Consider the following 26,776-nt stretch of genomic DNA (forward strand, 5'->3'; position numbering starts at 1 on the left):
CGCGTGATCAGTATCGACCCAGAGTCGTCAGTGGCGCCGTTCGAGCAGGTGCGTTCGCAGTTCGCCCAGCAGATCACCGACCGGACCCTGCCGGTGGGCGCCAAACTGCCCACGGTCCGGGCGCTCGCGGCCGAACTCGGGCTCGCGGCGAACACGGTCGCCAAGGCGTACCGCGAACTCGAGGAAGCCGGGCTCATCGAGACCCGTGGCCGGGCAGGCACGTTCGTCAGCGCGGCCGGGCAGCACGCCCAGATCGTCGTGCAGCGGGCCGCGGCGGAGTACGCGCTCAAAGCACGGTCACTCGGAATGAACTCCGAGGAGGCTTTGAGCATCGTCCGGGCCGCGATCGAGGCCAACGCCCGGTCATAACGGGACGGACTGGGCGAACCGGAAGACGTTTTCCGGGTCGTAGGCCGCTTTGACCTCACGCAGCCGCTGCGTGTTGGAGCCGTAGTACGCGGTGAACCAGCCAGTGAGCGCAGGGTCCGGGAAGTTGGGATATGCCCCGCCGTTACCCCACGGATGGATGGTCGCCCAACTCGCGGCGAGCCACGCCAAGGCCTCGTTGCCGCGCCGGGCAGCGCCGTTCGGGCCGACCAGGACGGTGTGCTTGACGAGGTAGTCGGCCTGCCGGTGGGGGAAGGCGGTGGCGTGGGGCGGCACATGGCTGTATGCGCCGCCCCACGGCGTGAAGGCGACTTCACGCATTTCGCCGGGCTCACGTGCGGCGGTGAAATGCTCCACCAGGGCCTGAATCGCAGGCTGAGGCAAGGGCTGGGTGAAGAACTCGGTCTTGGCGGTGCTCATCCCGGGCCGGGAGTAGGTCAGCTGGATGCTGACCGGATCGTGGGCGACCGCGGAATACGGTGTGGCGTGCAGGAGCGCGGCCTCGGCGGGGGAGAGGCGTTCGACCTCTGCGAGTCGTGGTGCCGGCGACCCGGACACGAATCCGGTCACGTCACCCGCGCCGATCAGGAGGACTTCCGGCGGGTCGTCGGGATGATCCGGGCTGAGCAACACCAGTTCCACCGACACGTCGTCCGGTGCGAAGGGCGCCCATTCCTGCCATATCGCAATGAGCCGCGGCGCGTGCGCGATGTCCCACGAGTAGCGGACATGTGTCCGCGCAACGGATCGCACCGGCGCGAAAGTCGCGCTGGTCACCACACCGAAGTTGCCGCCGCCCGCACCGCGCAAAGCCCAGAAAAGGTCAGGCTCCTCGGTTTCGCCGGCCTTCACGACACGTCCGTCAGCGAGCACGACCTCGGCCGCGACAAGGCGATCACATGTCAGTCCGTGTGTTCGGCCGTGGCTGCCGAACCCGCCACCGAGCGCGGCTCCGACCAGGCCGACCGACGGGCAGGACCCGGCAGGCACCAATAACTCCCGTGATGCGAGGAAAGTTGCCAATTGTCCGGTTCGGACACCCGCGCCCACGGTGACCTCATTCCCGGACAGCAGGACCGTGGCCGCGGGGGAGAGGTCGATGACGAGACCGGTACTGCTGGAATGGCACGCATTGCTGTGTCCTCCGCCGCGCACGGCGAACGGCCAGCCCTTGTCCGCCGCCAGCTCCAGCGCTTCGCGCACGTCGGCTGGTCCCTCGCAGCGGGCGACGGCCTGGGGCAGCACTTCGGCCGGGCGGCCGATGAACTGGTTGCGGGACAACGAGTAACGCTGGTCGTCCGGCCACACGAGGTCAAGCATTGGCGTACATCCGGGCCTGCAGGTCGTGCAGTTCGGCGTACCGGCCACCGAGTTCCATCAGCTCGTCGTGTGTGCCCTGCTCGGCCAGTTCTCCCTCGTGCAACAGGAAGATCCGGTCGGCGTGCCGGACGCTGGCCAGGCGGTGCGTGATCAACACGACCGTGCGGTCCTCGGCCAGGGCGCGCAGCGATTCGTACACCGCGAACTCGGCCTTGGCGTCCAACGGCGCGGTCGGTTCGTCCCAGATGAGCAGCGGCGCGTCCCGGAAGAGGCCACGCGCCACGGCCAGCCGTTGCCACTGGCCGCCCGACAGTTCCTGCCCGCCGCGGAACTGCTTGGACAGCAACGTGTTCCAGCCGGCGTCCAGCCGGTCGACGACCTCGTCCGCGCCCGCCTGGATCGCGGCACCCAGCAACGCCGACGAATCGGGATCGGCCCGGTCGTGCCGCCCGGCGCGCACGTTCGCGCGTGCGGTGTGCGGCCATCGGATCGGGTCCTGCAGCACCATCATCACGCGGTCGGCCACACTCGCGCGATCCATCTCGCTGATGTCCTGGCCGTCCCAGCTGACGAGGCCGGATGTCGGTGCGTACAGGCCGGCGACCAGCTTGGCCAGCGTGGTCTTGCCGGATCCGTTCTCGCCGACCAGGGCGACTGTCTGGCCCCGGTCGATGGTCAGCGAGACATCTCGCAACGCGGGCCGCGTGCTTTCCGGGTAGATGAAGCCGACGTGCTCCAGTTGGACTTGTCCCGGGGGAGGGGCGATCACCCGCACCTGGACAGGTGGCCGCCGGGCCGAGTCGAGGAACGCCAGATAGTCGGCGACGTACATGCCCTGCTCGACGAGCTGGTTGGCGGCCAGGACAAGCCGGTTCAACGCGGTCGTGGCGGCCCGGATCGCGATCACAGCTGTGCCCGCGATCGCCAACGGCACCCATTCGGCGTGCACGAGCAGCCCAAGCACAACGTATGTGACCGCCAGGCCGACGCCGGCCAGTGTGCGGCCGATTCCGCGTACGCGTGCCTGCGCCACGCCCCGGCGGATGTCCTCGTCGCGCAAGGGGTCCGCGACGACTTCGTACTCCTGCAGGACGAACGGTTCAGCCTGACAGGCACGGATCTCCGCGGCCGGTTCACGTTCCGTGGCGAGCTCGGCGACCATCTGCACGCGTCTGTCCAATGTGACCGCTCGGGCCATGCTCGCGTAGGCCAGCATCGCGGAACGCTGCACTGCCCAAGCGTCCGGCACCACTGCCAGCAGGAGCACAGGCAACAGAATCGGATGCAGCACACCCAGGCTGCTTGCCGCGGCCACGATCCCGAGCACGGACCCGATCAGCTCAACGAGGTTGTCGGCTGACCGCTCGATGTAGAACAACCCACGATCGCGGGCCCGGTGCATCCGGTCGTAGAACCGTGCGTCGTCGAACGCCGCCAGCTCGACGCTCAAACTCGCTTGGTAGAGCCGCTCCTCGGCGAGACGGCGTACGGCAGGCGTGATGCGCGCGTGCGCCAACGCGACGCCGATGTCCATCGCCCCGCGCAACGCGTACGCGCCACCGACCAACAGCAGGGACGGCAGCGCCGCGACCACACGATCGGCCGTGGGCCCGGCGGCGAAGAGCTCGGTCAACACGCCCGCAGTCGCGAACAGCCCGAATGCCGCCGCCAAGCCGGACGCCACCTGCATAATCGCGATCGCCGTGGCGGACCGTGGCGCCGCGTCCCAGATCATCCGGATGACCGGCCACGTCACGCGGGGCAGGCTGCGGACGACCCGGCGTGGCACATCCTTGCCCGCAGCCTCGTCGATCTGCCAATGCGGGGTGTTCAGGGCGTCATCACGCGGATCCGGTTCCGTCACGGCATTTCACCGAGCACAAGCACCGACGGCAGGTCACAGTCCGGATGCATGCGCAGCAACTGGTACGCCACGCCACCCGATCCGGACATCATGCTCGGCGAGTACACCTCGCGCGCCAGACCCGTTGTCGTGCCGTACTTTTCGAGGCTGCTCACAACCTGCGCCGCGTCGCACGTCAGCTCCCAGACGCCTGTGTCCCCGTGACACAGGGTGTGCGTCCAGCCGGACCCGTCGCGTCTCGCGGACGCCACAGCGCGTTCCAGCACGTCACGGTTTCTGTCCGGCGCGAACCCAAGCGAAAGCAGGTCCGCGGCGCCGAGCCCGACGCCGACCGCGCCATGACACCACGCCGCGACCAGCGAACCCGGCTCGCGAGGGTCGATCCAGCCACCCTTGCGACGGTCGTACCAGGTCTCCTCGTAGGCAGCGGCCTCGTCGGCGAGCGTCGCGAACCGCTGGTGACCGGTGGCCAGCGAGAGCCGTGCGAGTGTCCAGCCGATCCCGGTCGAGCCGTGCGCGAAACCACCGATCCCGTCCGGGAAATTCGCCACCGACCAGCACACGTGCCCGGCCCTTGGGCGCATCGCGGTGTTGGCCAGCTGGTCACCGACCCGGACAGCGAGATCAGTCCACCTGTCGTCACCAGTGCGCTGGGCCAGCATCAACAACGGCACGATCGCCCCGGCGGAGCCCACGACGAGGTCCGGTCCTTCGCTCGCGTCGATCGCCGCGGGCAGTTGCTCTGCCAGGAACAGGGCATCGTCGAGCGTGTCGTGGCCCAGTGACTGCAATGTCAGCCAGCACCAGATCTGCGACCCGAGCCCGATGTACCCGCCTGGCGGGTCCGGCCGCCGCTTGGTGTGCGTGGCCTGCTCGGCCCACCATTTCTGCGTCCGGCGGGCGGTTGCCACGGTCCCGTCCAGCAGCTCGGCGACACAGTCGACCGCGTCAGCCCTTCCGGCCGCGACTTCACGCGCATAGCCGGCCAGAAGTACTGCGATGCCAAGGGTGCCGCTGTAGAGATCCGGTGTGAGCGGTGTGGTCTGCCATCCGGAACGGTCCAGGATCGGCGCGAACCACGTGACCGTGCCGTCGCTGCCGCGCACGGCCTCTGCGGACAGTTCTTGGATCTCCTTGGCCACCAGCGTTCTGCGTCGGGCATCCAATGTGGACTTGTCTGATGCCTCGACAGTCATCCGCCGCAGATCCGGTTCGGCGCCCTGGTTGAGATACGCGCTCACCAGCGCGGCATGCGTAACGCGTCGCTCCAGGTCGAAGTCGGCGTCTCGCCAGCGCTGCAGCACGAGCTGGATCTGGTCGATCTGCGGCCCGCATACCGTGCCCGCGGGCGTGTGCAGCCAGCCCTCGGCCGGGGTTGTGGTGAACACCGGGATGTCGCCGGTGAGCAGCTCCGCGACCTCGGCGGCGTGCACGACCTGCTCGGCCGGGCCACGGGTGTTCATCGAGTGCCGCGCCAGCAACGCCAGGGCTTTCTGTTCAGCGGCAGGCTGGTTGTGCAGTCCGACCGGGTGCCAGAGCATCCGCGCGAGTTCCGTGTACGCCTCGGAGTCACGCACCACCACGCGTACGACGCAGTCAGAGAACCGCGCCAGCAGCGGCTCGAGCCCATCGGTCTGGTCCAGCTGGTTGATCCGGGCGGTCATCTCGTCGAAGCCCTCGATCACGTGCCCCCAGTAACGGCCCAGCTGCGGGTTGCGGCTGGGCAGGTTCTGGGTCGGCGGCAACTGCTGGGGCGTGATGGCGATCTTGGCGGTGTCGGTGCCCGCGCCGACGAGATCGGGCAGGCCGATGTCGGGCTGCTGGCCGGGCAGCATGCCCATGGCCGAGCCGTCGACGCCACGCCAGCCGAGTCCGGCGCCCCGGCCGGGCAGCAAGCCCGTTCGCATGACTGTGCCGTTGAGCAGTTCGGCGGCCATGTCCGTGGCTTCGCCCGCACCGGTGGGTGGATGCGGTGGCCGGGGCGTGAAGATGCTCTCGCAGTCGACCACGATCGGGATCGGGCCGCAGGCGATGATGTTCTCGGCGTGCAGATCTGTGCCGGACACCAGGCGCATCACAGCGAGCCAGTGGCCGAGGTGACGATAGAACTGCACCAGTTCCTCGTCGCTGGCGCAGTAGCGGTGGGAGACGTGCTCAGCCCAGCCGTAGCCGTCCATGACAAGGGCCTGAGGCACTCTGATCCCGTTGGGGGCCAGGACATCGAGCAGTTCGGCCAGGTGGCCGTCGACCTCCATTGGACGCGGTTTGTAGACGACCGTCCCGCCCGCGCAGTGCACAAGCGTGACGGTGTGCCCGCCGCGGTGACTGTCACCGGCGCCGATCTCGATCTTGCGTAGTTGGCCTGGGTCGGCCCCGAGCAAGACGGCGAGTTCTGCTCGGTCAGCGGCGAATCGTTCCGCGAGGAGGAGGACCGCGTCGCATCTGTTGCCGACGACGACGCGCAGGCGGTCGACAAGGCTGGGGTAGTGCTCGGACAGTCCGTGCCAGAACTGCGGTCGTGTCGCCGTGGCAAGGAACTCCGTCCACCGGCCGGCCGGGTCAGGTGCGGTGAGCCGGCCGGTGATCCGGGCGGCGTTGAGCTCCAGCACGAGGACCCGGTTGACCTTGCGGCGCACCGAGTCCAGCAGGACCTCCCGGGTGGCGTCGGTGAACGCGGCCACCTCGCCGTTGACGAGGCCGGCGATCCCGGCGACGCGGCCGGTGAGCCGGTCCAGCGCGGGGCCGATCAGCCATTCCACAGTACGGTCGAGCTCGCCGACCTCGTCAGCTGCCATGGTGATCGTCAGCAGCAGAAGACCGGGCGGGACGCGGTGCAGGACGAGCACCGGCTGCCAGGCGGGTTGCATGCCACGATGTCGCCCTCGGCGAACTCGCCGCTGGCGAAGATCGGGCCGGCCGGGCTGTCGAGGTCGATACCGTCCCGCCAGCGTGCCACGATCTCTTCGGCGTCAAGCAGAGCAGCTGTCATTGTTACGCCCCTTTCCTTTGGTGGGTGGGCGAAATGACGTTAGAAACGGCTCGCACACACAGCCGTACACACACGCGCATACACACACTGAGTGGCAGGTACATCCCGCGTATCGAGGTGCTCCGAACGGTCCAACATTGTTTGTCCACAGCCGGCAGGGATTGCCGGACAAGCCGCTGAGGAGCGGAAATGTCGTTGGTAGCGCCGATATCGAACCGATGGGGCCGTTCGAATCTGGGTGCAGGACCGGGAAGCCGACAATCACGGCGTCCACGCCGAATACCTCACCCGCGCAGGCGGACGCTTCACAGTGGGCGATCCCGCCGGGTCAGCCGGGCAGGCCGGAACAGAGCTCTCCGAGGACGGCAGCGTCATCGTGGGCTGGCGGACCTGCGAAAGCGGCGAAGGATGCGGTGCCTGGGTGAGCTGAGCCTGAATGCCGTCGCGCCCTCCGCGATCTGGAGGGCGGGCCGCGAGAACGGTCATCGCGCTAGAGATCGACTGAAGCGCCCACCGCGATACGGGCGTAGTCGGTCTCTTCCTCAAGCCACGCGTCGAAGTACTCCAGGCCGATCTTGCTGAGCTGGATGTCGTGGATCGGGAACGCGCGGGCCGGCCGGACGGCCCGGACGAAGCTGATGGCGTCGCTGATCTTCACCCAGGGACCGGCCGCCGGGACCAGCAGGGTGCCGACCTCCTCAGCGGGGACGAACAGGGAGTCTCCCGGGTGGTAGAGGCCGTTCACGAGGTACCCGAGGTTCGGGCAGCCAGGCAGTCCGTCGATGACCTCGGCGTGCATGCCGCCCACGGCCTTCACGGTGAAGCCGGCGGCAGTGAACGTCTCGTCCGCGGCGACCGCGACGGCTTCCTCGCCGAGTTCAGCGGCCAGCGCCGCATGCGTGTGGACAGTCAGCGCGGGATTGGCCGCGCGGGCGGCTTTGAGCGCCTCGACGTCGACGTGGTCGGGGTGCTCGTGGGAGACGAGCACGGCTGTGGCTCCGGACAGGGCCGCCTCCGCGTCGGAGAAGGTGCCCGGATCGATCACAAGCACCTGATCGCCGTCCTGGACCCGCACGCACGCGTGCCCGAAATGCGTCAGTTTCATGGGATCACCCTATCGGCCGGTCCCGGTGTCGTGATCATGCCCTAGCGGCGCCGGGCCATCTCGTTGAGCCGTGTGCTCGCCTCGGCCGGCCGCACGCCCAGCTCACGGTCCAATAGGGACACCAGTTTGCGGTAGGTGTCGATGACCTCGCTGCGCCGTCCGGTGGCCCACAACGCGAGCAACAGCTGGTGCCACAACCGTTCCCGCAGAGGATGCTCGACCACGAGGCCTTTGAGCAACGGGATGAGATCCTGCTCGTGGCCCAGGGCCAGGCGGATGTCGACCAGTTCCTCGATCGCACAGATCCGCAGATCGTCCAGTACGACCGCCTCGGCCTGGACCGGCGCGGGGATCGGCACGCCTTCGAGGACCTCGCCACGCCACAGCGCGGCGGCCTGGGTCAGGGAATCCGCCGCCTCCGGGCCGGATAATCGGCGCGATTCGGTCACCAGATGGCGGAACCACAGTGCGTCGACGCCATCCGGTGGTGTCACGAGCATGTAGCCGTCGCCGAGGGTTTCGATCGCGGGCCGGTCGCCGGCCAGCAACCGGCGCAGTTCGGCGATGTGCGACCGGACGTTCGCGGCGGCCGACGCGGGGGCCTTGGCCGGCCACAGGCTGTCGATCAGCCATTCCACGGTCAGCGGCCGGTTGGGCCGCAGCGCGAACACGCCCAGCAGGATCCGGGCCATCCGCCGGACCGGTCTGCGGGACCGCACCATCGGCGGCCCGAGCACCAGTATCGCCATCCACGCCCCCGCCTGCCGCACATCCGTGCCTTTCAGCTATCGCCTTCGGGCAGTTGACCGCGACCGGCAGCGGGGGGAAATCAATTGCAGATCAATTGCGGCGGTGTTCTTCCCTTGAGTCCTTTTAGGACTTTTCGGTCTCCGCGTGACGGCACCCGGGCTGACCGTAGTTGTGCACCGCGCGGCCGCCGGAGAACGCGCGGCACGTGCATGCGCCCGGCCAGTCGAACTCGGGAACGCTGGTGCGGACCGGGCGACTGGGCGCGGTGACCTTGGGGTGATGGACGATGTGACGAGTCATCGCGCGACGCTCCCTCCGCGGCGAGGAAATTCCTTGTGGTGCTCAAGTGCCCGCCGGATACCTGACCGAAACATCAAAACCCCAGGTAATCCCCCATTCGGCGGAGTGATCAGGGCTGTTTTGCAGGCGCCGCAACGGTTATCCGGTCCGCGGCAAGGCCTGGTAGCGCCTGGCTTGCTGTGACACAGTCCTGAGCTGGCTGCGCAACCGTTCCCGCGACGGGTACTGCTCGGCCATCGCGGTGAGCGCCGTCAGGATCTCCGCGCCACGGCCGAGCCGGATCCGGATGTCGAAGTACTCCTCGGTGACGTCAAGCCGGCGTACCGCGAGGCGTTCGGCCATCCAGGTGATCCGTTCGCCGCTGAGCCCGGCGAACGGCGCGCCCCGCCAAAGCCGCAGCGCCTCGGCGAAACAGCCGCTCGCCTCGTCGAGATGGCCGCGCGCCCGCATGGCCCGGCCCTGGGCCGCCCACCGGTCGAAGACATGCAGGTCCAGCTCGTCGGCGCCGATCCGGATGCAGTAGCCGGGCGGGATCGTCTCCAGTAACCCGGGCAGCCCGGCCGGTGCCAGCCGGCGGCGGATCTCCGAGACACAGATATGGATCTGGGTCCGGGCACTGGCCGGCGGCGCGGACCCCCAGACCGCGTCGATCAGCGCCGGGACCGGAACAACGCGGTTGGCGTGCCACAGCAGGGTCGCGAGCACGATCTGCTGTCTGCGCGCCTTGAGGCGGACCGAACCGTGCGGTCCGCGTAGTTCACATGGGCCAAGGATGGATATCTTCACGCTATCGAGGGTCACTCGCGTGACCTGCCGCGGACATCGGCAATGACTACCTATTTCCGGGCGGCTCGCACCATGTCGCATTCTCGCTGGCATGCGCCGCGGCCAGCGGTGATGCTGGACGCATGCATGAGGACAGGGAGAGCTGCGTACGAGCCGTCCAGTCGAAGGACGCTCGGTTCGACGGGTGGTTCTTCACCGCTGTGTTGACAACGCGCATCTACTGCCGGCCCAGTTGCCCGGTCGTACCACCGAAACCCGAGAACATGGTGTTCTACCCGAGCGCGGCCGCGGCCCAGCAGGCCGGGTTCCGGGCGTGCAAGCGGTGCCGCCCGGACGCCAGCCCCGGCTCGCCGCAGTGGAACGAACGCGCGGACCTGGTGGCCAGGGCGATGCGGTTGATCGCCGACGGCGTGGTCGACCGGGACGGTGTCCCAGGGCTGGCCGCGCGGTTGGGTTACAGCGTGCGGCAGATCCAACGGCAGCTGGTGGCCGAGCTGGGTGCGGGCCCGTTGGCGCTGGCCAGGGCACAACGCGCCCAGACCGCACGGCTGCTGATCGAGACCACAACCGTGCCGCTGACCGACGTGGCGCTCGCCGCGGGATTCGGCAGTATCAGGACGTTCAACGAGACCGTCCGCGAAGTCTTCGCACTCTCACCAAGCGAGCTGCGAGCCCGCGCGGCGCGCAGGCTCCCGACGGCCGCGCCAGGTTCCCTCATGCTGCGACTGCCGTTCCGTCAACCGCTGTGCCCCGACAACCTGTTCGGTCACCTCGCTGCGACGGGCGTCCCGGGCGTGGAGGAGTGGCGCGAGGGTGCGTACCGCCGCACGCTTCGCCTGCCGCATGGGCACGGCATCGTCGCGTTGCGGCCGTTGCCTGAGCACATCGAATGCCAGCTGACTTTGACCGACCTGCGTGACCTGGCGACGGCCATCGCCCGGTGCCGCTGGCTGCTTGACCTGGACGCCGACCCGTTGGCCGTGGACGCCCAGCTGAGCACTGATCCGTACCTGAAACCGTTGGTGGAAAAGAATCCTGGCCGACGGGTACCGCGCACAGTGGACACCGCGGAATTCGCTGTCCGGGCTGTGCTCGGTCAACAGGTGTCCACGGCCGCGGCCCGGACGCACGCAGCGCGGCTTGTCGTGGCCCACGGCGAACCGATCGAAGATCCGGGTGGCGGCCTGACGCACCTGTTCCCCATGACCGAGACAATCGACCCGGCGAAGCTCGCGGTCCCGCAGTCCCGGCGCCGGACGCTCGCGGCTTTGATCGCAGCCCTCGCAGGCGACGAGATCGACCTCGGCGCGGGCAGCGACTGGAACAAGGCCCGCGAGCAACTCATCGACCTGCCGGGGTTCGGGCCGTGGACCGTCGAGACGATCGCGATGCGCGCGTTGGGTGACCCGGACGCGTTCGTGCCCACCGACTTGGGCATCCGGTACGCCGCCCGTGACCTGGGCCTGCCCGAGACCCCAGCCGGACTGAACGGACATGCGGCGGCATGGCGGCCTTGGCGGGCGTACGCCGTGCAGTACCTGTGGGCGACGGGGGACCACGCGATCAACAAGCTCCCCGCGTGACAGTAGGTTCGTCGCATGCCGATGTTCGAGTTCGAGGGCAAGAGCCCGCAAGTGCATCCTTCGGCCTGGATCGCGCCGACCGCGACACTGGTCGGCGACGTGATCGTGGAGGCGGACGCGTCGGTCTGGTACGGCGCGGTGATTCGCGCGGACTTCGGCCGGATCATCATCCGTGAAGGCGCGAACGTGCAGGACAACGCCGTGATCCACGTCGGGGTGAACACATGCGAGGTGGGCCGTGGCGCCACGGTCGGGCATCTGTGCCTGGTCCATGACTGCGTGATCGGGGAGTACGCGATCGTCGGCAACGGCTCGACAGTGCTCGACGGCGCGCGGGTCGGCGCCCGGACGATGATCGCGGCCGGCTCGACCGTCACCCCGGGCTCCGAGGTCCCCGACGAGGTGATCGCGATGGGCTCACCGGCCAAGCGTCACGTGCCGCTGACCGACACCGCCCGCCAGTGGATCGACGTGAATCCCGCGCTGTACCAGGAACTCGCGCGCCGCCACGCCTTGACCGTCAAAGAGGTCTGAGTCCCGTCCTGGTGGCACATCTTTGTGCCTTGCCGTGCCATATGCCCACAGTCCCACTGCATTCAGTACTACGGCCACAGTAAAATACACATGTGACGAAAACGCCCAAGATGGCAAGGAACGGCGGACCAGGACGCGGGCCTGCTCATTGCCTGCGAGAATCCTGGGTATGGCCGACATCGCCGAGAAACACCTCGCCTACGGATGGATAGTGCGAGGCGGCGCGGTTCTGTTCATCCGCAGGGACGCCGGTGTGTTCTTCGGCGGGCGGTGGGAGCTGCCGGGCGGGACGGTCGAGCCGGGGGAGCGGCCGGAGCGGACAGCGGTCCGGGAGGTCGCCGAGGAGACCGGGCTGGCGGTCCGGGTCGTGGCCGAGCGGCACCGGTTGAGCTGGCCGGATGTCAACGGCAGGCCGTTGCGGATTCGCGCGTGGATCTATGACGTCGCCGAGGACGAGCGCGGGGAAGTGGTGCTCAACCCAGGGGAGCACGACGAGCACGCGTGGCTGACGCCCGAGCAGGCCGGGCAGCTCGATCTGCTCGACCACGTCCGGCGGACGATCGAGGCCTGCTGATGCCCGCGGCCCCGGGCTGGAAAGCGGGCCAATCGGAACCCCCAGGATCCGACTCGCCGCAGGGCGGCTTCGTGCGGGACCGCGAGCTCCCACATGATCTTGCACAGGGCTCGCACGGTCATCAGGCGAATTACCTATCTCGGGCCTTACGTCCCCAATAGGCCCAGGCGACGGGCCATGGCCGCGGCATGGGTGCGGTTGCAGGCGGCGAGTTTGCCGAGGATCCGTGACACGTGCACGCTGACGGTCTTCTCGGTGATGACCAGCCGTTCCGCGATCATCTTGTTGGGTAATCCCTCCGCGAGCAACCGGAGAACTTCGGTTTCTCTCGGGGTGAGGCCGAGTTTTGGTTCTTCGGTTCGTGTCTGGGATGTCAGGCGGTCGATCTCGCGTAGCAGTGGAGTCTGGCCGAGCGGGCGGGCGTCTTTCGCGGCGGCCGTGAGCCATCGTTGGGCGTCGGCCCGGTTGCCTGCGACGGCTGCGGCTTCTGCCGCGCGTAATCGCGCATAGCTTGTGGGGTACGGCTCGTTGGTGTGTTCCCACGCCGCGGCGACGGCGTACCACTGCGGGCTGGGCGCCTGGACGGACGCGAGCTCGGCCGTCACCTGGAGCGCCGCCGCGTGCCATGACGTCGCGTTGGTCGAGAGCGTCGCAGCGATCCTGGTGAGCAGTCTGGACGTGTCCGGGCCGACATCCTGGGCGCGGGCCTGCACCTCCACACGGGCCGCGGTGGTGAGCAGTGGCCACGCGGACGTGACGGACTGCCCGGTCACGTGGAAACCGTTGAGAACGGCGCCGATGATGTCCTGTGCGTCCTCGATACGGTTCTCCAGCAACGCGATTTCGGCTGCGAGACGGGCCAACGGCAGCCGTGCCTCGGAGCGGCCCGCACGGATGGACAGCGTCTCGGAGGCGACGGCGTGATGTTCGTGCGCCGCGGCGGAGTCGCCGCGCCCGACGGCGAGTTCGGCGAGGACCAGATGGGGATAGGCCCGGTAGACGTCGCATGGGCGCTCCTCGAGCGCCTCGGTCAGCACGTGCTCGGCGGTGTCCCAGCGGCCGATCGCCATCAGTGAACTGGCCAGGTTCGTGATCGCGTACATCCCCGACGAGCGCGCCAGACCCGCCCGCCGGGCGGCGTGCATCCCGGCTGAGGCAACGCTGATCGCTTCCTCGTGACGGCCGTAGGCCCACAACTCCATGGACAGGTTGACGCACGCTCGCGTCAGACCGGCCATGTCGCCACGGCTGCCGGCCACTTCCTGGGCCCGGCGTAGTTCGATCACTGCCAGCTCGTGCTGGCCCAGGTGGCTGAACGCCAGGCCGGCCGTGCTCCGGGCGGCGACCTCCAGCTCCTGGTCGCCGAGTTCGACCGCGAGCCGTACGGCCTGCTGACTGACTTCCTGAGCCTTCTCGGTCTGGCCTTCGCTGGTCAGCGCCGCGCTGAGGACTTCCAGCACACGGGCGTAAGTAGGGGATCGGCGTGGCAGCGCGAGGCGTTGGGCGTCCTGGGCGGCGATCAGCGCGCCCTGTCCGCCTCGCCGTAACAAGGTGCGGCTGCGCAGCGCGAGCAGCTCGGCGACCCGGTCGGTGTGGATCACCGGATCGGCGTCGGCCAGCGCCTGGTCGATGTAGTCCTGGGCCTGGTCGTTCTCCACGGCCCGCCAGGACGCGTAGGCCGCTGCCTCCAGCAGTTCCAAGCGGGTGACCTGCGGTTCGACCACGCTGGGCAGGACGTCGAGGGCGCTGGCCAGCATCTGCAGCTGTTCGGAGTACGCGTGGAAGCGAGCCGCGACGGACGCGGCCCGTACCAACGCGGGTAACGCACGGTCGGGCCGTTGGGCGCCGAGCCAGTGGTGCGCGATACGGGCCGCGTGATGTTCGGGCGGTACCAAGTTGGGTTGGAGCTCCAACGCGGCTGCGTACAGGTGGTGCATCCGGATGCGCTCACCGGGCAGGAGCGCATCGGTGACGACCTCACGCACCAGAGCGTGCTGGAAGTCGTAACCGTCGTCGTTCGAGGTGAGAACGTTGGCGTCGACCGCGCTTCGCAGCGACGTGAGCAACTCGTCTTGGTCGACCGCGGCGACGGCGGTGACGAGCTGGTGCGACACCCACGGGCCGCCCATCGCGACGAGCTGCACGATTCGCTGCGTGGGGTGGGGGAGTTGCTCGACTCGGCCGAGCAACAGATCACGCAGTGAGTCCGGCAGTCCGGTCTTGCCGGCGGATTCGGCCTGCACCAGTTGCTTGATGAAGAACGCGTTGCCGTCCGACCGGGTGTGGATGCGGTCGAGCGTCTCGCCGGACGGCCGGCGGCCGAGTGCGTGCGTGATCAGCTCGGCGGTCTCGGCCCGGGTGAAGTGATCCAGGCTGAGCTGCCGGACACCCCGGACGCGTTGCAGCTCAGCCAATGTGGACCGGAGCGGGTGGCCGCGGTGCAGGTCGTCGGTCCGGTAGGTGGCCAGGATCATCAGCCGGGCCGTGTCGAGTGTGCGGGCCAACGCGGACAGGAGTTTGCGTGTGGAGGGATCGGCTTCGTGGATGTCGTCGAGGATCAGCAGGATCGGCTGGTTGGTGCTGAGTCCCTCGACGACGGTGATCAGTTCCTGGAAAACCGAGGCATATTCGGAGACTTCGCCGTCCGGCAGTGTGCCGATCAGCTGCGACAGCAGGCACTCCACCCGGAAACCTTCCGGAAACGCCGCGGTAACACCCTCGGCACCGAGTTCCCGCATGAGCCGCCGCAACGCGCTGATGAACGGCGACAGTGGCAGCGTCTCCGAACCCAGCGCGGCGCACGATCCAAACAGGACACGCGTCCCGTGAGCTTTCGACGCGGCAGCCAGGTATTCCGCCAGCCTGCTCTTGCCGACCCCGGCCACCCCGCCGAGCAGCACAACCTGCCTGCGCCCACCTGCCGCGAGCGTGAGCGCCTCGCCGAGCAGCGCTCTTTGCTTGACGCGCCCGACGAAGGACGGATCATCGTCAGTCATATCGCGAAGCCCCCAGCCACACGTGACGTCCTGAAGAGTCACCCTATCGCGCGACTTCGTAGTGCAGCAGCACATTGTCCGAACCGTCCGCCCGGCGTGTGTCCAGCAACCGCAGCGACCGCGGCTGTGCGAACGCAGGGGTACCGCCACCGAGCACTGTGTTACCGACCATCAGGTACAGCTCGTCCACGAGCCCGGCATCGAGCAGGTCGTTCCACAGCACGCGGCTGCCGAAAGTGAGGATGTCCTTACCCGGCTGGGTTTTCAGCTCCTCGATGGTCTTGTGCGCGTCGGCCCGGCGCACGATGGTCGTCGTGTCGCTCCACGGCGCGGTGTCCTGTCCGGTCAGCGAGTCGGAGACGACGATCTTCGGGGTCTCGTTGCTGCGCCTGCCGATTTCCTGGTGCAGTCCGGCCAAGCCGGGGTCGGCGGCCACGGCGGGGGAGACCGTGGGGTCGTTGGCCACCAGCGGCCAGTAGCCCTTCATGCCGCGGTAGGTGTTGGCGCCGTAGAGAAGCGTGTCCGCGGCCCGCATCCGCTCGAGGTTGTGGGCGTCGAAGAAGCCGTCCATCGGCAGTGCCATCACGTTGCCGCCGGGGCCCTCGAAGTAGCCGTCGAGGGAGACGATGTTGGTGACGATGAGCTTGCGCATAGCTGTGGTTCCCTTCGGGTTGTGCTTGTCACCCGTTGAGAGACACCGCCCGCGCCGGATTCATCGCTCCGGCCGGAAATTTTTCAAGATTTTGCGAAATACCTGGTCACGGCCGGGTCGACGAATCCCGCGATCCAGCAGATCCGGCCGTCGCGCACGCTCAGCACGTTGACGGCACCCAGCCGGTACTGCTCGCCGTCGTACTGGTGGCAGGCGAACGCGGGCTGGCCGTTGGCCTCGATCGGCACCAGCCGCCACGGTGTCGCGAACATGCGCTCGGTGACGAACTTGCGGATGTTCTCGCGGCCGTCGAACCAGGCAGGCAGCGGTGGCATCGTGAACTGGGCGTCCTCGGTCAGCAACTCGAGCAGCGCGTCGACGTCGGCCCGCTCCCACGCCTCGACGAACGCGTCCACGAGTTCTCGCTGGCCATCCGTGCCGAGCGTGGCCAGCTCTGCCTGCTGGCTGCGCTTGGGCATTCGTTGATCGACGGTCGCGCGTGCGCGTTGCATCGCGCTGTTGACCGACGCGGGTGTCGTGTCGAGGATCTCCGCTGCCTCGGCGGCGGAGAATCCGAGCACGTCACGCAGGATCAGCACGGCTCGCTGGGTTCCCGGCAGATGCTGCAGCGCCGCGACGAAGGCCAGTTCGACGCTCTCCCTGCGCAGGTAGGCCGCTGCGGGATCGGGCTCGTCGTCGACCGGCTCGTCCGGCCACGGCTCCAGCCAGACCGGCCCGGTCACCGGCTGCCCGAGATCGCTGGTCTGGGTGAAGGCCGGGCCGTGCTCGAACGACAGCATCCGGCGTGGCCGTTTGGCCGACAGCCGGAGGCACGCATTGGTGGTGACCTGGAACAACCATGTGCGCAGTGAGCTGCGGCCGGCGAAACCCGCCAGTCCCCGCCATGCCGCGAGCAGGGATTCCTGCACGGCGTCCTCAGCGTCCTGGACTGAGCCGAGCATCCGGTAGCAGTGCGCGTACAGCTCACGGCGGTGCCGTGCGGCCAGCACCTCGAAGGCGGACTCGTCACCACGACGGGCGTCATTCAGCAGCTGGTCGTCGGTCACGCGGTCATCTTTGCCTGTTGACGCGATGTGATCCACTGTGACACCCTTTCACTAGTTAATTAGTGAAAGGGTGTTGGGGTGATCGAGTTCCGGATCGACCGGCGGTCCGGTGTGGCCACCTACCAGCAGATCGTCGATCAGACCAAGCATGCGCTCCGGCTGGGGATGCTGCGGCCCGGCGACCGGCTGCCCACGGCCAAGGAGGTGGTGGCGGCCACGGGGATCAACCCGAACACCGTGCTGAAGGCGTACCGCGAGCTGGAGCGGGACGGACTGGCCGAAGGCAGGCGGGGGATGGGCACGTTCGTGTCCCGGTCCCTGGCCATGCCGGAGAACGCCGCTGACGGGCCGTTGCGTGACGAGATCGGCGACTGGGTACGCCGGGCGAAACAGGGCGGTCTTGACCGTGAAGACGTGATGGCGCTGGTCAAGGCCGCGCTGGATGACCATTACCGATAGAGGGAACTGTGAGACTGGATTCAGGGATCGCGCTGGAAGCGGCCGGGCTGGGCAAGCAATACCGCAGGGGATGGGCCTTGCGGGACTGTACGTTCGAGTTGCCCGCGGGCAGTATCTCCGCGCTGGTCGGGCCGAACGGCGCGGGCAAGAGCACGCTGATGCATCTGGCGAACGGCCTGCTGACGCCGACCACCGGGCATGTGCGGGCGCATCAGAAGGTGGCGTTCCTGGCACAGGACAAGCCGTTGTACCGGCGATTCACCGTCGCGGAGATGTTGCGCGCCGGTGAATCGATGAACCCGGACTGGGACAACGGCTACGCGACCAAGCTGGTCGAGGAGGCCGACGTGCCCATGCATGCCCGGGTCGGCACGTTGTCGGGTGGGCAGCGGACCCGGGTCGCGCTGGCGATCGCCTTGGGCCGCAGGCCGCAGCTGATCATGCTGGACGAACCGCTGTCCGATCTGGACCCGTTGGCGCGCACCGAGGTCATGAAGGCCCTGATGGCCGAGGCGGCCGACACCGGGATGACGGTGCTGCTGTCCTCACACGTGCTGGCAGACCTGGAAAGTGTGTGCGATCACCTGGTGCTGCTCGCCGGCGGCCGCATCCACCTGTGCGGCGACGTCGAGGACCTGCTGTCGCAGCACCGGATCATGATCGGGCCGAGCGACCTCGCCCTGCCGTCCTCCATTGTGGACAGCAGTACGACCGCGCGGCAGGCGACGTTGCTCGCCCGCGCAACCCATGCCGAGGCCGGATGGGAACTGCACGAGCCCTCGCTGGAGGAGCTCGCGCTGGGCTACCTGCGCTCGGCCAAGGAGAACAAGGACGTAGCGGCATGATCTGGGTGACCTGGCGTCAGCAACGCGTGCAGATCCTCGCCACCCTGGGCATCGTCCTGCTGGTGTCGGCGATTCTCGTCTACGTGCGGATGGACGCGATCGCACTGTTGCCGGACATGGCTGTGGTGAGTGAGAAGTACAACCAGTTCCTGCAGTACTTCGTGCTCGCGATGCTGGTGCTGCCGGCGTTGCTCGGCATGTTCGCGGGAGCGCCGCTGTTCGCACGGGAGATCGAACAGGGCACCCACATCTTCGGGCTGACCCAGTCGATCAGCAGGCGGCGCTGGCTGGTGTCGAAGTTCGCGGTCGCCGGCGGCACCACGGGACTGCTGATGTTCGCGCTCGGGCTGATAGCGGCGTGGGCTCTGGCGCCGTTGAACTTTGTCTTGTCAGGGCGGATGGCTGCCACGATGTTCGAAACCCAGGGCGTGACCGTGGGCGTGTACACGCTGCTGGCGTTCGTCGTCGGCGCCACCGCGGGACTCCTGCTACGGAACACGCTGGCCGCGATGGTGGTCACGCTCGTTGCTTACACAGTGCTTGTCATGACTGTGGCCAACGAGGTTCGTCCCCACTACGCCACACCTACGCGCTACGAAGGGCCGGTCGACCACGCCAGCCGGCTGGAGCCCTGGGACTCCATGACGGTCAGCTACGGGTATCTCGACGCCAAGGGCAACGAGGTGGGGTACTCACCCATCGACTGCGCGCGGACCATGCGTGACCCCAAGGACTGCATGGTGGAGAAGGGCGTGGTCGCCTCCTACAGCGAGGTGCACCTGGCCGGGCAGTTCTGGCGGTTCCAGCTGACCGAGCTGGCGTTGTTCCTGGTGCTCAGCGGGGGAGTGGTGGCCCTCGGGCTGTTCGCGTCCCGCCGGAGGCTCACCTAGGGGCGGGTCAGCGACCCACGCCCCCGGTGATCACCGGTGTCTCGTTGCGGGTCGAACCCGGCCAGACGGTGGGTCCCGCCGGGCCCAGCGGCAGCGGGAAGTCCACTTTGGCCAGAGTGCTCTCGTTGCTGCTCAAGCCGTTCGCCGGTGCGGTCAGTCTCGACGGCCTGACGGTCACCCCAGGCTGAGCCTGCGTCAGGCCGTCCACATACCTCGTGTGTGACGAGATGACCACGATGCTCGACCCTCCACCACGGCGGCACTGGTCGCGGTCATCCGGGACTATCAGAGCGAAACGGGCGCAGGCGTGCTCGACATCTCGCACGACGCCTCTCTATTGGACCGATGGGCCGACGAGACACACAACCTGACCGACAGGTAGTGCCTCGTCCACCGGCCGTACGCTGAGCGGTGTGATCGCTCCTCCCATGACGCCTGAACCTGCGCCCGCTCCTCGCGGCACGGTTTCGTTCGTCCGGCGTCATCCGGTGATCTGGCGTACGGCAGCCGCGCTGGCGGGTGGGGGACTGCTCTATGTGAGTTACCCGCCTCGGTCGTTGTGGTGGCTGGCGCCGATCGCGTTCGCGTTGTTCGCCATAACGATCAGGCATCAGCGGGCGCGGGCCGGACTCGGCTACGGGTTCGTGTTCGCGATGGGGTTCATCATGCCGGTGCTGTACTGGCTGCAGAACTTCCTCGGTGAGGGGTTCGGGCCGGCGCCGTGGGTGGGGCTCTCGGTCACGATCGCGCTGATGATCGCCGTGCCCGCGGCCGGGATGGCCGTGGTCAGCAAACTTCCGGGCGGCCCGGTCTGGATGGCGATGCTGTTCGTCACCAGCGAGGCCATCCGCGCCCGGTTCCCGTTCGGCGGGTTCCCCTGGGCACGGACCGGCTTCGGCCAGCCGGAAGGCTGGTACCTGCCGCTGGCCTCGCTCGGCGGTGCGCCGTTGCTCAGCTTCGCCGTCGTGCTCACCGGGTGCGCGCTCGCGGAGCTGGTGTTCCGGCGGCGGATCGCGCCCGCGTTGATGGCCGTGCTGCCGGTGGCCATCGGGTTGGCCGCAACGCCGTTGGTCGGCACCGACGCCCAGAACGGGACGCTCACGGTCGCCGTCGTGCAGGGCAACGCGCCTGAAGGCCTCGGCGCGCTCACCCAGGGCGCGGAGATGCGGCGTAACCACATCCAGCGGGCCGAACAGCTCGCACAGGACATCAAAGCCGGCCGCGTGCCCCGGCCGGACGTGGTGGTCATGCCGGAGACCTTCACCAGCCTTGGGCCTGATCCGGCCGCCGACGCCGCGCTCAGCCGGATGGTCGCCGACCTGGGCGTACCGACCCTGGTGGGGGCCCGGATCGAACGCCCTGGCGGCGCCGCGCAGAACGTGATCATCAACTGGGATCCGCGGACCGGCCCCGGCCTGCAGTACGCCAAGACCAAGCTGGTGCCGTTCGGCGAGTTTGTGCCGGTTCGCCCGATCGCGCGATTTTTCACTCCGTTCGTGGACGGGCAGACCGACATGCTGCCCGGCATCGAGCCGCCGGTACTCAACGTGGCCGGCACCAAACTCGGTGTAGGCATCTGCTTCGAGGTGGCCTACGACGACGTGTTGACCGAGGCGGCGAAGCAGGGTGCCGAGGTGCTCACCGTTCCCACGAACAACAACTGGTACGGCCGGACGGAGATGAGCTACCAGCAGCTGGCCATGTCGCGCGTGCGAGCCGTGGAAACCGGCCGTGCGGTGGTGGTGTCGGCCACGACGGGCGTCAGCGCGATCGTCGAGCCGGACGGCTCTGTCACCCGTAAGACTGAGCTGTACACCGCCGACACGCTGGTCGCCACGGTTGCCAAAAGGACGACCGTTACCCTGGCTACCCGGATCGGGGCCTGGCCAGAAGGTGTCATGGTCACCGGTGGCCTCACGGCGTGGCTGTGGGCGATCGGTCTGCGGATCCGGCGTCGGCACGTTGACTCGAGCCGGGCAGAAAACGACTAGGAGAGGAACGTATGGCGGAGCTCGAGCCGGTGCTTGTGGTGATCCCGACGTACAACGAGCGGGAGAACATCACGCCGATCATCACCCGGCTGCACGCCGCGCTGCCCAAGGCACACGTGCTGGTGGTGGACGACGGCAGCCCGGACGGCACAGGAGAGATCGTCGACAAGATGGCTGCCGCCGACGACCGTGTGCACGTCATGCACCGCACCGAGAAGGCCGGGCTGGGCGCCGCGTACGTGGCCGGTTTCGGGTGGGCGCTGGAGCGGGACTACAACGTCGTCGTGGAGATGGACGCCGACGGCTCGCACTCCCCGGAGGACCTGCCGCGGATCATCGACGCGCTGCACGACTCCGACCTGTCGATCGGTTCGCGTTACGTGCCCGGCGGCAAGACGGTGAACTGGCCCAAGCGCCGGTTCCTGCTGTCGAAGGGCGCGAACCTGTACTCCCGGATCTGGCTCGGCGCCAAGGTCAACGACATGACCGCCGGGTTCCGCGCGTTCCGCCGCGCGGTGCTGGAGAAGGTCAAGCTGCACAACGTGGCCTCGGCCGGCTACTGCTTCCAGATCGACCTGACCTGGCGCACCCTGGAGGCCGGGTTCACCGTCGCCGAGGTGCCGATCACCTTCACCGAGCGTGAGATCGGCGTGTCCAAGATGGATGGCGCGATTGTGCGCGAGGCGCTGTGGCGAGTGTTCAAGTGGGGTGTCCGGCTGCGCGGAAACCAGCTGAAGTCCCTGGTCAAAGGCGGCCAGAAGCCCGCCTGAGCGGTTATGGCCGAACACGGTCTGCTCGCCGGCATCGGCTGGACCCGGGCAGTGCGGCTGGACGGGCTGACCGGCCCCGACGACGCCGAGGTCTGGGTCAAGCTGGAGGCCGCGAACCCGACCGGCTCCTACAAGGACCGGATGGCGCTGGCGATGATCCGCGGCGCCGAACAGTCCGGCAGGCTCAGCCCAGGCCAGATCGTGGTGGAGGCGACCGGCGGCAGCACAGGCGCGTCGCTGGCGTTGGTGTGCGCCGTGACCGGCCATCCGCTGCGCGTGGTCACCTCCGACGCGTTCGCGCCGGAGAAGCTGGCCGCGATGCGGGCGTTCGGCGCCGAGGTGGACCTGGTGGCCAGCCCACCCGGTGGGCTGGCGCCGGAGCTATGGCCGCAGCTGATCGGGCTCGCCCGGCTGGTCGCCGACCAGGTCGAGGGCTACGCCACCGACCAGTTCCACAATCCCGAGGTGATCAACGCCTACAAACCGCTGGGCTACGAGGTTGCCGCCCAGGTGCCGGGCCATATCGACGCGTTCTGCGTCTCGGTGGGCACCGGCGGCTGCCTGATCGGCGCGGGCCGCGCGCTGCGTCAGCGGTACCCAGGCATGCTGCGGGTCGCGGTCGAACCGGCGGAGTCACCGGTGCTCTCCGGCGGGCAGCCCGGCACCCACCGCATCGAGGGCATCGGCATCGGCTTCTGGCCGCCCCTGCTGGAGTCCTACGACTTCGACGAGATCATCACCGTCACGAGCGCCGAGGCCTTCGACATGGCCCGTACAGCGGCCGCACAGCTCGGCCTGTTCTCCGGCCCGTCCACCGGCGCCAACCTCGTGGCCGCCGCTCGCCTGGCGGCCCGGCTGGGCACCGGCCACCGCGTGCTGACCGTCCAGGTCGACAGCGGCCTGAAGTACCTGTCCTCCTGCCGCCTGTTCGGCTAGCGGGCACGAAAAACCCGCCCAGGCGGGAGGTCTGGGCGGGTTTCTGCACTTGCGTGGCGGGATACCCGGTCGTTACGCGGTCCGGCTACGACGGCCGCGCAGTTCTTCCAGCCGCTCGGTGAGCAGGTCCTCGAGCTCCGGAATAGTCCGGCGCTCGAGCAGCATGTCCCAGTGCGTCCGCGGCGGCTTGACCTTCTTGGGCTCCGGCAGGGACCCGTCGATCATCTTGGATTCAAGACCGTGCAGACGGCACTCCCACACCGGTGGCACTTCGGCGTCGTCCGAGAAGGGCACCTCGAAATCGTGGTCCTTCGGGCACGCATACCGAACCGTACGACGCGGCGCGAGATCGTGGTTCCGGTCAGTCTCATAACTGACCGCTCCCAGCCGGCTTCCACGGAGAACACGGTCGGCCATGGCGGTGTCCTTTCGTTCGGCCCGAGTCCCCTCGAGCCAGGGTGTTGCTCACCGTGTGCAACGAACGGAACGGCTGGGAGATTCCCTACTCCCGGCACATCGTCGCGCACAGTGACATGTTTCACCCGTCAACAACAGCTTCCTCCTAAGGGAGGCAATCGGCGCGGGAAAGTGACGCGTTATCCCACAATCGACACCAACATCTCACCCGTTCGGAGGAGTTATGTCACAGGTCAGTCCAAGTTTGACAGGTACCCGCCGGGCTGTGGCCCTAAACGGTGTCTTACGATCTTGTATCGGTGACCAAAAGTAGTTGCCCGAATTCGATTACGGCACAGCACACTGCGTTTATCGAAAGTCACGCTTTGCTTTCAAGCGTGCGGGGCACGGCATTGCCCGCCGCCTCGATCGCCCGCTTCACCGGAACGAAGGCCATCAGCACCAGCCCGACGAAGAAGAAGATCACCAGCGAGATGATGGCGTACCGGTAGGAGCCGGTCGTCTGGGACGTCACCGCGAACACCAGCGGGCCCAGCCACGAGGTCGCCCGCTCGCCGACCTCGTAGACCGAGAAGTACTGCGCCTCCTTGCCCGGCGGGATCATCTGGCTGAACAGCGCCCGCGACAGCGCGTTCGTCCCGCCCAGCACCAGGCCGATGCCCGCCGCCAGGCCGTAGAACTGCAGTGCCTGCCCGGCCTGCACGAAGTACGCCAGGCCGATCACCACCACCCAGACGCCCAGGCTGTACATGATCGTGCGTTTGGCGCCGATCCGGCGGGCCACCAGGCCGTGCAGCATGCCACCCACGTACGCCACGAACTGCACGATCAGGATCGTGGTGATCAGCACGTTCTGCTCGAGCTTGAGCTCCTCGCTGCCGTACTGGGCCGAGACGTTGGCGACCGTGGCGATGCCGTCGGTGTAGATCAGGTACGTCCCCAGGAACGCCAGCGTCAGCGGGAACGCCTTCGCGGACTTCAGCGTGGCGCCGAGCTCCTTGAACCCCGAGGTGAACACGTTGGTGCCAGGCTCGTGGGGGCGCGTCGGGACGTGGTTGCGCAGCCGCCGCAGCGGGATGAGCGTGAACGCCGACCACCAGATGCCCGACAGCAGGAACGCGATCCGGGCGGCGTCGCCCGCCGAGATCCCCATCGAGTCGCCGAACTGTACGATCGCCAGCTGCAACGCCAGCACGACACCGGCGCCGAGATAGCCGAACGCCCAGCCGCGCGTCGACAGGTCGTCGCGTTCGTCGGTGTTGGCGATGTCGGGGATGAACGAGTAGTAGATGGCCACCGATGTGCCGTAGCCGATGTTGCCCAGCACGAACAGGATCGCGCCGAGCTCCCAGCTGGACCCGGTCACCAGCGCCATCAACGCGGTCGCGGCCGAACCACCGAACGCGAAGATCGCCAGCATCCGCTTCTTGTTGTGGCTGCGGTCGGCCACAGCGCCCATCAGCGGCACGATCAGCACCTGGATCACCGTGGCGAACGAGAGCAGGTAGCCCCACAGCGACCCGGCCGGGAACTCCAGGCCGAACACCGAGATGTCGCAGTCACGCAGCCTGTCCCCGCCTGGGCAGGGAGTGGGGCCGTTGCGGGCGGTGTCTGCCTCTGCGGCGGTCGCGGCCACCGCGGTGAGATAGAGCGAGCCGAAGACCGTCGTGACCGACGTGGGGAACACGGAGTTCGCCCAGTCGTACCAGACCCAGCCCCGCTGTTCTCGTTTGCGGTCCCGTGTCCCGTCCACGGTACTTACTTGCTCGGCGCTCAACGCAGTCCCTCCAGGTCCAGTGGTACGCGGACTGTACTGGTCGGATTCACGACCGGGTGACCCGCGCCACGATGCGATGCCAGGGCGGTATCAAATGTTCACGACCGAGTGACTCGTGAGGCACGTGATGCGGCTGTGACCTAGCTTCGGGACCCATGAGAAAACGGCTGGTCATGGTTTTCCTGATGGCAGGCGTACTCACAACACCGGCAGGGGAGGCTGTCGCGGATCCGGCACACGGCGACTGGGCACGGCTACGGACATGTGAGTCCGGCGGCCGCTACGACGCCAAAGGCAAGCACTTCGGCGCGTACCAGTTCACGATGACGACGTGGAAGAGCGTGGGCGGGCAGGGCAGCCCGCACCTGGCAAGCCCGGACGAGCAGGACTACCGGGCGCTGTACCTCTACCGGATGCGTGGCTGGCAGCCGTGGAGCTGCGCGCGCAAGCTCAAACTGCGTGAGGACAGAGACGCTCGAAGCAAGCGCGTCCCGACATATGCGGAGTCCGCATACATCTGACCCTGGCCGATCCGGCCGTCACCTGACCGCCGCCGGCCAGGTGCCCCGGGCACGCAGCACGTCACGCAGGATCCCCGGCTGGTCGGTCACCAGACCGTCCACCCCGAGGTCCAGCAGCTGGTGCATCTGGCCGGCCTCATCGATCGTCCACACATGAACCTCCATGCCCCGCCGGTGCGCGGCACTGACCAACCGGCGGTCCACCACCGTCAACCGGCCCTGGTTGACCGGCACCTGCGCCATCCGGCCGCGGATCGCGCGCCACGCCCGCGGCGCCCACACCCGTCCGGCGGCCCAGAGCGCGGCCACGGACCTCGGACCCATCGAGGTCATCAGCCGGGGCCCGACTCTGGCGCGTAGCCGCTGCAGCCGGGAGTCGGAGAACGACGCGAGGCAGACCCGGTTGACCGCTCCTGTGCGGCGCAACGTCTCCACGACCGGCTCCACCGCGGCGTCCGACTTCACGTCGATGTTCAGCAACGCGTCGGGCAGCTCTTCGAGCAGGTCCTCCAGCCGGCAGACCGGCTCCCGGCCGGCGATCTTGGCGCTGCGCACACTTCGCCACGGCAGCCCGGCGACCAGGCCACGGGTGTCGGTGGTGCGGTCCAGCGAGGAGTCGTGATGCACCACGACGACCCCGTCGGCCGTGGCGTGCACGTCGGTTTCGAGGTACTGGTAGCCCTCGTCGACCGCCCGGCGGAACGCGCTGAGCGAGTTCTCCATGCCCTTGAGATCGCCGACATGCCACCCGCGGTGGGCAAAGGCCCGCGGGTACGGTCCGGCCAGATAATCGTGGTCACGCACATCATGAGTGTGCACCGGCGGCGTGGCGGATGGGTGGCGGCGCGATGTCCAGATACGGTCGAATGTCATGACGGTGGTTACCGGGACGGAATCCGGCGCGCCTCGGGACTTCATGCGCGCGGAACCGAAGCACTGTGGCTGGTGCGGCCGCAGGCTGCCCGAAGAGGACAGGGTCGGCCGGCCGAGGCGCTATTGCGCTCAGCCCTGCCGGCAACGGGCGTACGAGCGCCGGTCGGCACTGCAGCGCAGCGGCCTGCCCGACGACGCGGTCGTGCTTTCCACGGCGGAGCTCGCGGACCTGCAGGACAGGTTGTTCCAACTGCGGTGTGCGGCAGAGGATGTGGTGACAGCGGCACAGGACGGGGCGGACGCCGCGGAGCTCGGCCGGTTGGCCGCACAGATATTGCGTTCAGCCGATGCGCTGGAGCGTCTGCGCTAAAGGGGCCGGTCGGCTACGCT

27 protein-coding genes and 1 pseudogene are annotated in these 26,776 nt (G+C 68.1%); 14 read left to right on the forward strand and 14 right to left on the reverse strand.

Going from position 1 to position 26,776, the window contains the following annotated elements; all coding sequences use genetic code 11:
• Nucleotides 1-3 precede the first annotated feature (3 nt).
• Entirely contained in the window at nt 4-369 is a 366-nt protein-coding gene (locus JOF56_RS38465; RefSeq protein ID WP_209644336.1) for a GntR family transcriptional regulator, read from the forward strand.
• On the opposite strand, the gene JOF56_RS38470 is transcribed toward JOF56_RS38465, so the two are convergent.
• Genes JOF56_RS38470 through JOF56_RS38485 form a run of 4 tightly spaced genes read right to left on the reverse strand, consistent with a single transcriptional unit; the run spans nt 364 to nt 6,560 of the window.
• Nucleotides 364-1,707: an FAD-binding oxidoreductase gene (locus JOF56_RS38470; RefSeq protein WP_209644337.1), complete on the reverse strand. Its 1,344-nt coding sequence runs from the start codon at nt 1,705-1,707 to the stop codon at nt 364-366. The two genes, JOF56_RS38465 and JOF56_RS38470, sit on opposite strands and share 6 nt — an antisense overlap.
• On the reverse strand, nt 1,700-3,571 hold the full coding sequence (locus tag JOF56_RS38475; protein WP_209644338.1) for an ABC transporter ATP-binding protein: 1,872 nt from the start codon (nt 3,569-3,571) through the stop codon (nt 1,700-1,702). The genes JOF56_RS38470 and JOF56_RS38475 overlap by 8 nt, the downstream gene beginning before the upstream one ends.
• Complete coding sequence (locus JOF56_RS38480; protein ID WP_209644339.1) at nt 3,568-6,438, reverse strand: type 2 lanthipeptide synthetase LanM family protein; 2,871 nt, start codon at nt 6,436-6,438, stop codon at nt 3,568-3,570. The genes JOF56_RS38475 and JOF56_RS38480 overlap by 4 nt, the downstream gene beginning before the upstream one ends.
• Nucleotides 6,375-6,560, reverse strand: a complete 186-nt coding sequence (locus JOF56_RS38485) for a DUF6229 family protein (protein WP_209644340.1) — start codon at nt 6,558-6,560, stop codon at nt 6,375-6,377. The genes JOF56_RS38480 and JOF56_RS38485 overlap by 64 nt, the downstream gene beginning before the upstream one ends.
• Nucleotides 6,561-6,798: 238 nt before the next feature.
• On the opposite strand from JOF56_RS38485, the gene JOF56_RS38490 reads away from it, so the two are divergent.
• Nucleotides 6,799-6,990 carry a hypothetical protein gene (locus JOF56_RS38490; protein ID WP_209644341.1) on the forward strand — a complete coding sequence of 64 codons (192 nt, stop codon included), beginning with the start codon at nt 6,799-6,801 and terminating at the stop codon, nt 6,988-6,990.
• Nucleotides 6,991-7,050: 60 nt separating this feature from the next.
• Here the strand turns inward: JOF56_RS38490 and JOF56_RS38495 are convergent, their stop codons facing one another.
• The 4 genes from JOF56_RS38495 to JOF56_RS38510 all read right to left on the reverse strand — a co-directional run bounded on the left by JOF56_RS38495 (nt 7,051) and on the right by JOF56_RS38510 (nt 9,501).
• Nucleotides 7,051-7,665, reverse strand: coding sequence for an MBL fold metallo-hydrolase (locus JOF56_RS38495; protein WP_209644342.1), 615 nt, complete (start codon nt 7,663-7,665; stop codon nt 7,051-7,053).
• Between the two features lie 41 nt (nt 7,666-7,706).
• On the reverse strand, nt 7,707-8,414 hold the full coding sequence (locus JOF56_RS38500; RefSeq protein WP_209644343.1) for an AfsR/SARP family transcriptional regulator: 708 nt from the start codon (nt 8,412-8,414) through the stop codon (nt 7,707-7,709).
• Nucleotides 8,415-8,538: 124 nt separating this feature from the next.
• Nucleotides 8,539-8,715: a hypothetical protein gene (locus tag JOF56_RS38505; protein ID WP_209644344.1), complete on the reverse strand. Its 177-nt coding sequence runs from the start codon at nt 8,713-8,715 to the stop codon at nt 8,539-8,541.
• Nucleotides 8,716-8,853: 138 nt separating this feature from the next.
• Nucleotides 8,854-9,501 (reverse strand): AfsR/SARP family transcriptional regulator, encoded by a 648-nt coding sequence (locus tag JOF56_RS38510; RefSeq protein ID WP_209644345.1) that lies wholly within the window; start codon nt 9,499-9,501, stop codon nt 8,854-8,856.
• A gap of 122 nt (nt 9,502-9,623) precedes the next feature.
• Between JOF56_RS38510 and JOF56_RS38515 the strand changes: the two genes are divergently transcribed.
• The 3 genes from JOF56_RS38515 (at nt 9,624) to JOF56_RS38525 (ending at nt 12,192) form a co-directional block, all read left to right on the forward strand.
• Complete coding sequence (locus JOF56_RS38515) at nt 9,624-11,084, forward strand: DNA-3-methyladenine glycosylase 2 family protein (protein WP_209644346.1); 1,461 nt, start codon at nt 9,624-9,626, stop codon at nt 11,082-11,084.
• Between the two features lie 15 nt (nt 11,085-11,099).
• On the forward strand, nt 11,100-11,618 hold the full coding sequence (locus JOF56_RS38520; RefSeq protein ID WP_209644347.1) for a gamma carbonic anhydrase family protein: 519 nt from the start codon (nt 11,100-11,102) through the stop codon (nt 11,616-11,618).
• Nucleotides 11,619-11,787: 169 nt separating this feature from the next.
• Entirely contained in the window at nt 11,788-12,192 is a 405-nt protein-coding gene (locus JOF56_RS38525) for an NUDIX domain-containing protein (RefSeq protein ID WP_209644348.1), read from the forward strand.
• A 146-nt stretch (nt 12,193-12,338) separates the two neighbouring features.
• Here the strand turns inward: JOF56_RS38525 and JOF56_RS38530 are convergent, their stop codons facing one another.
• The 3 genes from JOF56_RS38530 to JOF56_RS38540 all read right to left on the reverse strand — a co-directional run bounded on the left by JOF56_RS38530 (nt 12,339) and on the right by JOF56_RS38540 (nt 16,907).
• Complete coding sequence (locus JOF56_RS38530; protein WP_209644349.1) at nt 12,339-15,188, reverse strand: helix-turn-helix transcriptional regulator; 2,850 nt, start codon at nt 15,186-15,188, stop codon at nt 12,339-12,341.
• A gap of 43 nt (nt 15,189-15,231) precedes the next feature.
• The gene (locus tag JOF56_RS38535; protein WP_209644350.1) at nt 15,232-15,840 is read right to left on the reverse strand and encodes a dihydrofolate reductase family protein; all 609 of its coding nucleotides are present in this window, start codon (nt 15,838-15,840) and stop codon (nt 15,232-15,234) included.
• Nucleotides 15,841-15,923: 83 nt separating this feature from the next.
• Nucleotides 15,924-16,907, reverse strand: coding sequence for an RNA polymerase subunit sigma-70 (locus tag JOF56_RS38540; protein WP_209644351.1), 984 nt, complete (start codon nt 16,905-16,907; stop codon nt 15,924-15,926).
• Between the two features lie 78 nt (nt 16,908-16,985).
• On the opposite strand from JOF56_RS38540, the gene JOF56_RS38545 reads away from it, so the two are divergent.
• From JOF56_RS38545 to JOF56_RS38575, 7 genes are all read left to right on the forward strand, one after another.
• Nucleotides 16,986-17,366, forward strand: coding sequence for a GntR family transcriptional regulator (locus tag JOF56_RS38545; RefSeq protein WP_209644352.1), 381 nt, complete (start codon nt 16,986-16,988; stop codon nt 17,364-17,366).
• An 8-nt stretch (nt 17,367-17,374) separates the two neighbouring features.
• The gene (locus JOF56_RS59690) at nt 17,375-18,211 is read left to right on the forward strand and encodes an ABC transporter ATP-binding protein (protein ID WP_307855443.1); all 837 of its coding nucleotides are present in this window, start codon (nt 17,375-17,377) and stop codon (nt 18,209-18,211) included.
• Complete coding sequence (locus JOF56_RS38555; RefSeq protein ID WP_209644353.1) at nt 18,208-19,101, forward strand: ABC transporter permease; 894 nt, start codon at nt 18,208-18,210, stop codon at nt 19,099-19,101. Before JOF56_RS59690 ends, JOF56_RS38555 begins: the two co-directional genes overlap by 4 nt.
• Before the next feature lie 26 nt (nt 19,102-19,127).
• Nucleotides 19,128-19,289: an ATP-binding cassette domain-containing protein gene (locus JOF56_RS58540; protein ID WP_307855444.1), complete on the forward strand. Its 162-nt coding sequence runs from the start codon at nt 19,128-19,130 to the stop codon at nt 19,287-19,289.
• A gap of 225 nt (nt 19,290-19,514) precedes the next feature.
• Nucleotides 19,515-21,092 (forward strand): apolipoprotein N-acyltransferase, encoded by a 1,578-nt coding sequence (lnt, locus tag JOF56_RS38565; protein WP_209644354.1) that lies wholly within the window; start codon nt 19,515-19,517, stop codon nt 21,090-21,092.
• Nucleotides 21,093-21,103: 11 nt separating this feature from the next.
• The gene (locus JOF56_RS38570) at nt 21,104-21,862 is read left to right on the forward strand and encodes a polyprenol monophosphomannose synthase (RefSeq protein ID WP_209644355.1); all 759 of its coding nucleotides are present in this window, start codon (nt 21,104-21,106) and stop codon (nt 21,860-21,862) included.
• Between the two features lie 6 nt (nt 21,863-21,868).
• On the forward strand, nt 21,869-22,798 hold the full coding sequence (locus JOF56_RS38575; protein ID WP_209644356.1) for a PLP-dependent cysteine synthase family protein: 930 nt from the start codon (nt 21,869-21,871) through the stop codon (nt 22,796-22,798).
• A 72-nt stretch (nt 22,799-22,870) separates the two neighbouring features.
• Here JOF56_RS38575 and JOF56_RS38580 read toward each other — a convergent pair whose 3' ends face one another.
• Together JOF56_RS38580 and JOF56_RS38585 are read right to left on the reverse strand one after the other, a co-directional pair.
• Nucleotides 22,871-23,215: an RNA polymerase-binding protein RbpA gene (locus tag JOF56_RS38580; RefSeq protein WP_033391943.1), complete on the reverse strand. Its 345-nt coding sequence runs from the start codon at nt 23,213-23,215 to the stop codon at nt 22,871-22,873.
• A gap of 358 nt (nt 23,216-23,573) precedes the next feature.
• Nucleotides 23,574-24,968 carry an MFS transporter gene (locus JOF56_RS38585; protein WP_307855445.1) on the reverse strand — a complete coding sequence of 465 codons (1,395 nt, stop codon included), beginning with the start codon at nt 24,966-24,968 and terminating at the stop codon, nt 23,574-23,576.
• 179 nt (nt 24,969-25,147) lie between these two features.
• Here JOF56_RS38585 and JOF56_RS38590 point away from each other — a divergent pair.
• Nucleotides 25,148-25,510: pseudogene (locus tag JOF56_RS38590) on the forward strand (transglycosylase family protein); the annotation flags it as partial.
• Nucleotides 25,511-25,531: 21 nt separating this feature from the next.
• Here the strand turns inward: JOF56_RS38590 and JOF56_RS38595 are convergent.
• Nucleotides 25,532-26,317 (reverse strand): glycerophosphodiester phosphodiesterase family protein, encoded by a 786-nt coding sequence (locus JOF56_RS38595; RefSeq protein WP_307855446.1) that lies wholly within the window; start codon nt 26,315-26,317, stop codon nt 25,532-25,534.
• A 67-nt stretch (nt 26,318-26,384) separates the two neighbouring features.
• Here JOF56_RS38595 and JOF56_RS38600 point away from each other — a divergent pair, with 67 nt between their 5' ends.
• Nucleotides 26,385-26,756: a hypothetical protein gene (locus JOF56_RS38600; RefSeq protein ID WP_209644359.1), complete on the forward strand. Its 372-nt coding sequence runs from the start codon at nt 26,385-26,387 to the stop codon at nt 26,754-26,756.
• Nucleotides 26,757-26,776 lie beyond the last annotated feature (20 nt).

Source organism: Kibdelosporangium banguiense (assembly GCF_017876405.1).
In the GTDB taxonomy this organism is placed as follows: domain Bacteria; phylum Actinomycetota; class Actinomycetes; order Mycobacteriales; family Pseudonocardiaceae; genus Kibdelosporangium; species Kibdelosporangium banguiense.

Bases quoted from the DNA above. Each gene is read 5' to 3' on its own strand.
- JOF56_RS38580 (WP_033391943.1), bottom strand. From the start codon at position 23,215: ATGGCCGACCGTGTTCTCCGTGGAAGCCGGCTGGGAGCGGTCAGTTAT.
- JOF56_RS38505 (WP_209644344.1), bottom strand. From the start codon at position 8,715: ATGACTCGTCACATCGTCCATCACCCCAAGGTCACCGCGCCCAGTCGC.
- JOF56_RS38515 (WP_209644346.1), top strand. From the start codon at position 9,624: ATGCATGAGGACAGGGAGAGCTGCGTACGAGCCGTCCAGTCGAAGGAC.
- JOF56_RS38495 (WP_209644342.1), bottom strand. From the start codon at position 7,665: ATGAAACTGACGCATTTCGGGCACGCGTGCGTGCGGGTCCAGGACGGC.
- JOF56_RS38485 (WP_209644340.1), bottom strand. From the start codon at position 6,560: ATGACAGCTGCTCTGCTTGACGCCGAAGAGATCGTGGCACGCTGGCGG.
- JOF56_RS38575 (WP_209644356.1), top strand. From the start codon at position 21,869: ATGGCCGAACACGGTCTGCTCGCCGGCATCGGCTGGACCCGGGCAGTG.
- JOF56_RS38530 (WP_209644349.1), bottom strand. From the start codon at position 15,188: ATGACTGACGATGATCCGTCCTTCGTCGGGCGCGTCAAGCAAAGAGCG.
- JOF56_RS38570 (WP_209644355.1), top strand. From the start codon at position 21,104: ATGGCGGAGCTCGAGCCGGTGCTTGTGGTGATCCCGACGTACAACGAG.
- JOF56_RS38480 (WP_209644339.1), bottom strand. From the start codon at position 6,438: ATGCAACCCGCCTGGCAGCCGGTGCTCGTCCTGCACCGCGTCCCGCCC.
- JOF56_RS38520 (WP_209644347.1), top strand. From the start codon at position 11,100: ATGCCGATGTTCGAGTTCGAGGGCAAGAGCCCGCAAGTGCATCCTTCG.
- JOF56_RS38535 (WP_209644350.1), bottom strand. From the start codon at position 15,840: ATGCGCAAGCTCATCGTCACCAACATCGTCTCCCTCGACGGCTACTTC.
- JOF56_RS38600 (WP_209644359.1), top strand. From the start codon at position 26,385: ATGACGGTGGTTACCGGGACGGAATCCGGCGCGCCTCGGGACTTCATG.
- JOF56_RS38470 (WP_209644337.1), bottom strand. From the start codon at position 1,707: ATGCTTGACCTCGTGTGGCCGGACGACCAGCGTTACTCGTTGTCCCGC.
- JOF56_RS38555 (WP_209644353.1), top strand. From the start codon at position 18,208: ATGATCTGGGTGACCTGGCGTCAGCAACGCGTGCAGATCCTCGCCACC.
- JOF56_RS38525 (WP_209644348.1), top strand. From the start codon at position 11,788: ATGGCCGACATCGCCGAGAAACACCTCGCCTACGGATGGATAGTGCGA.
- JOF56_RS38500 (WP_209644343.1), bottom strand. From the start codon at position 8,414: ATGGCGATACTGGTGCTCGGGCCGCCGATGGTGCGGTCCCGCAGACCG.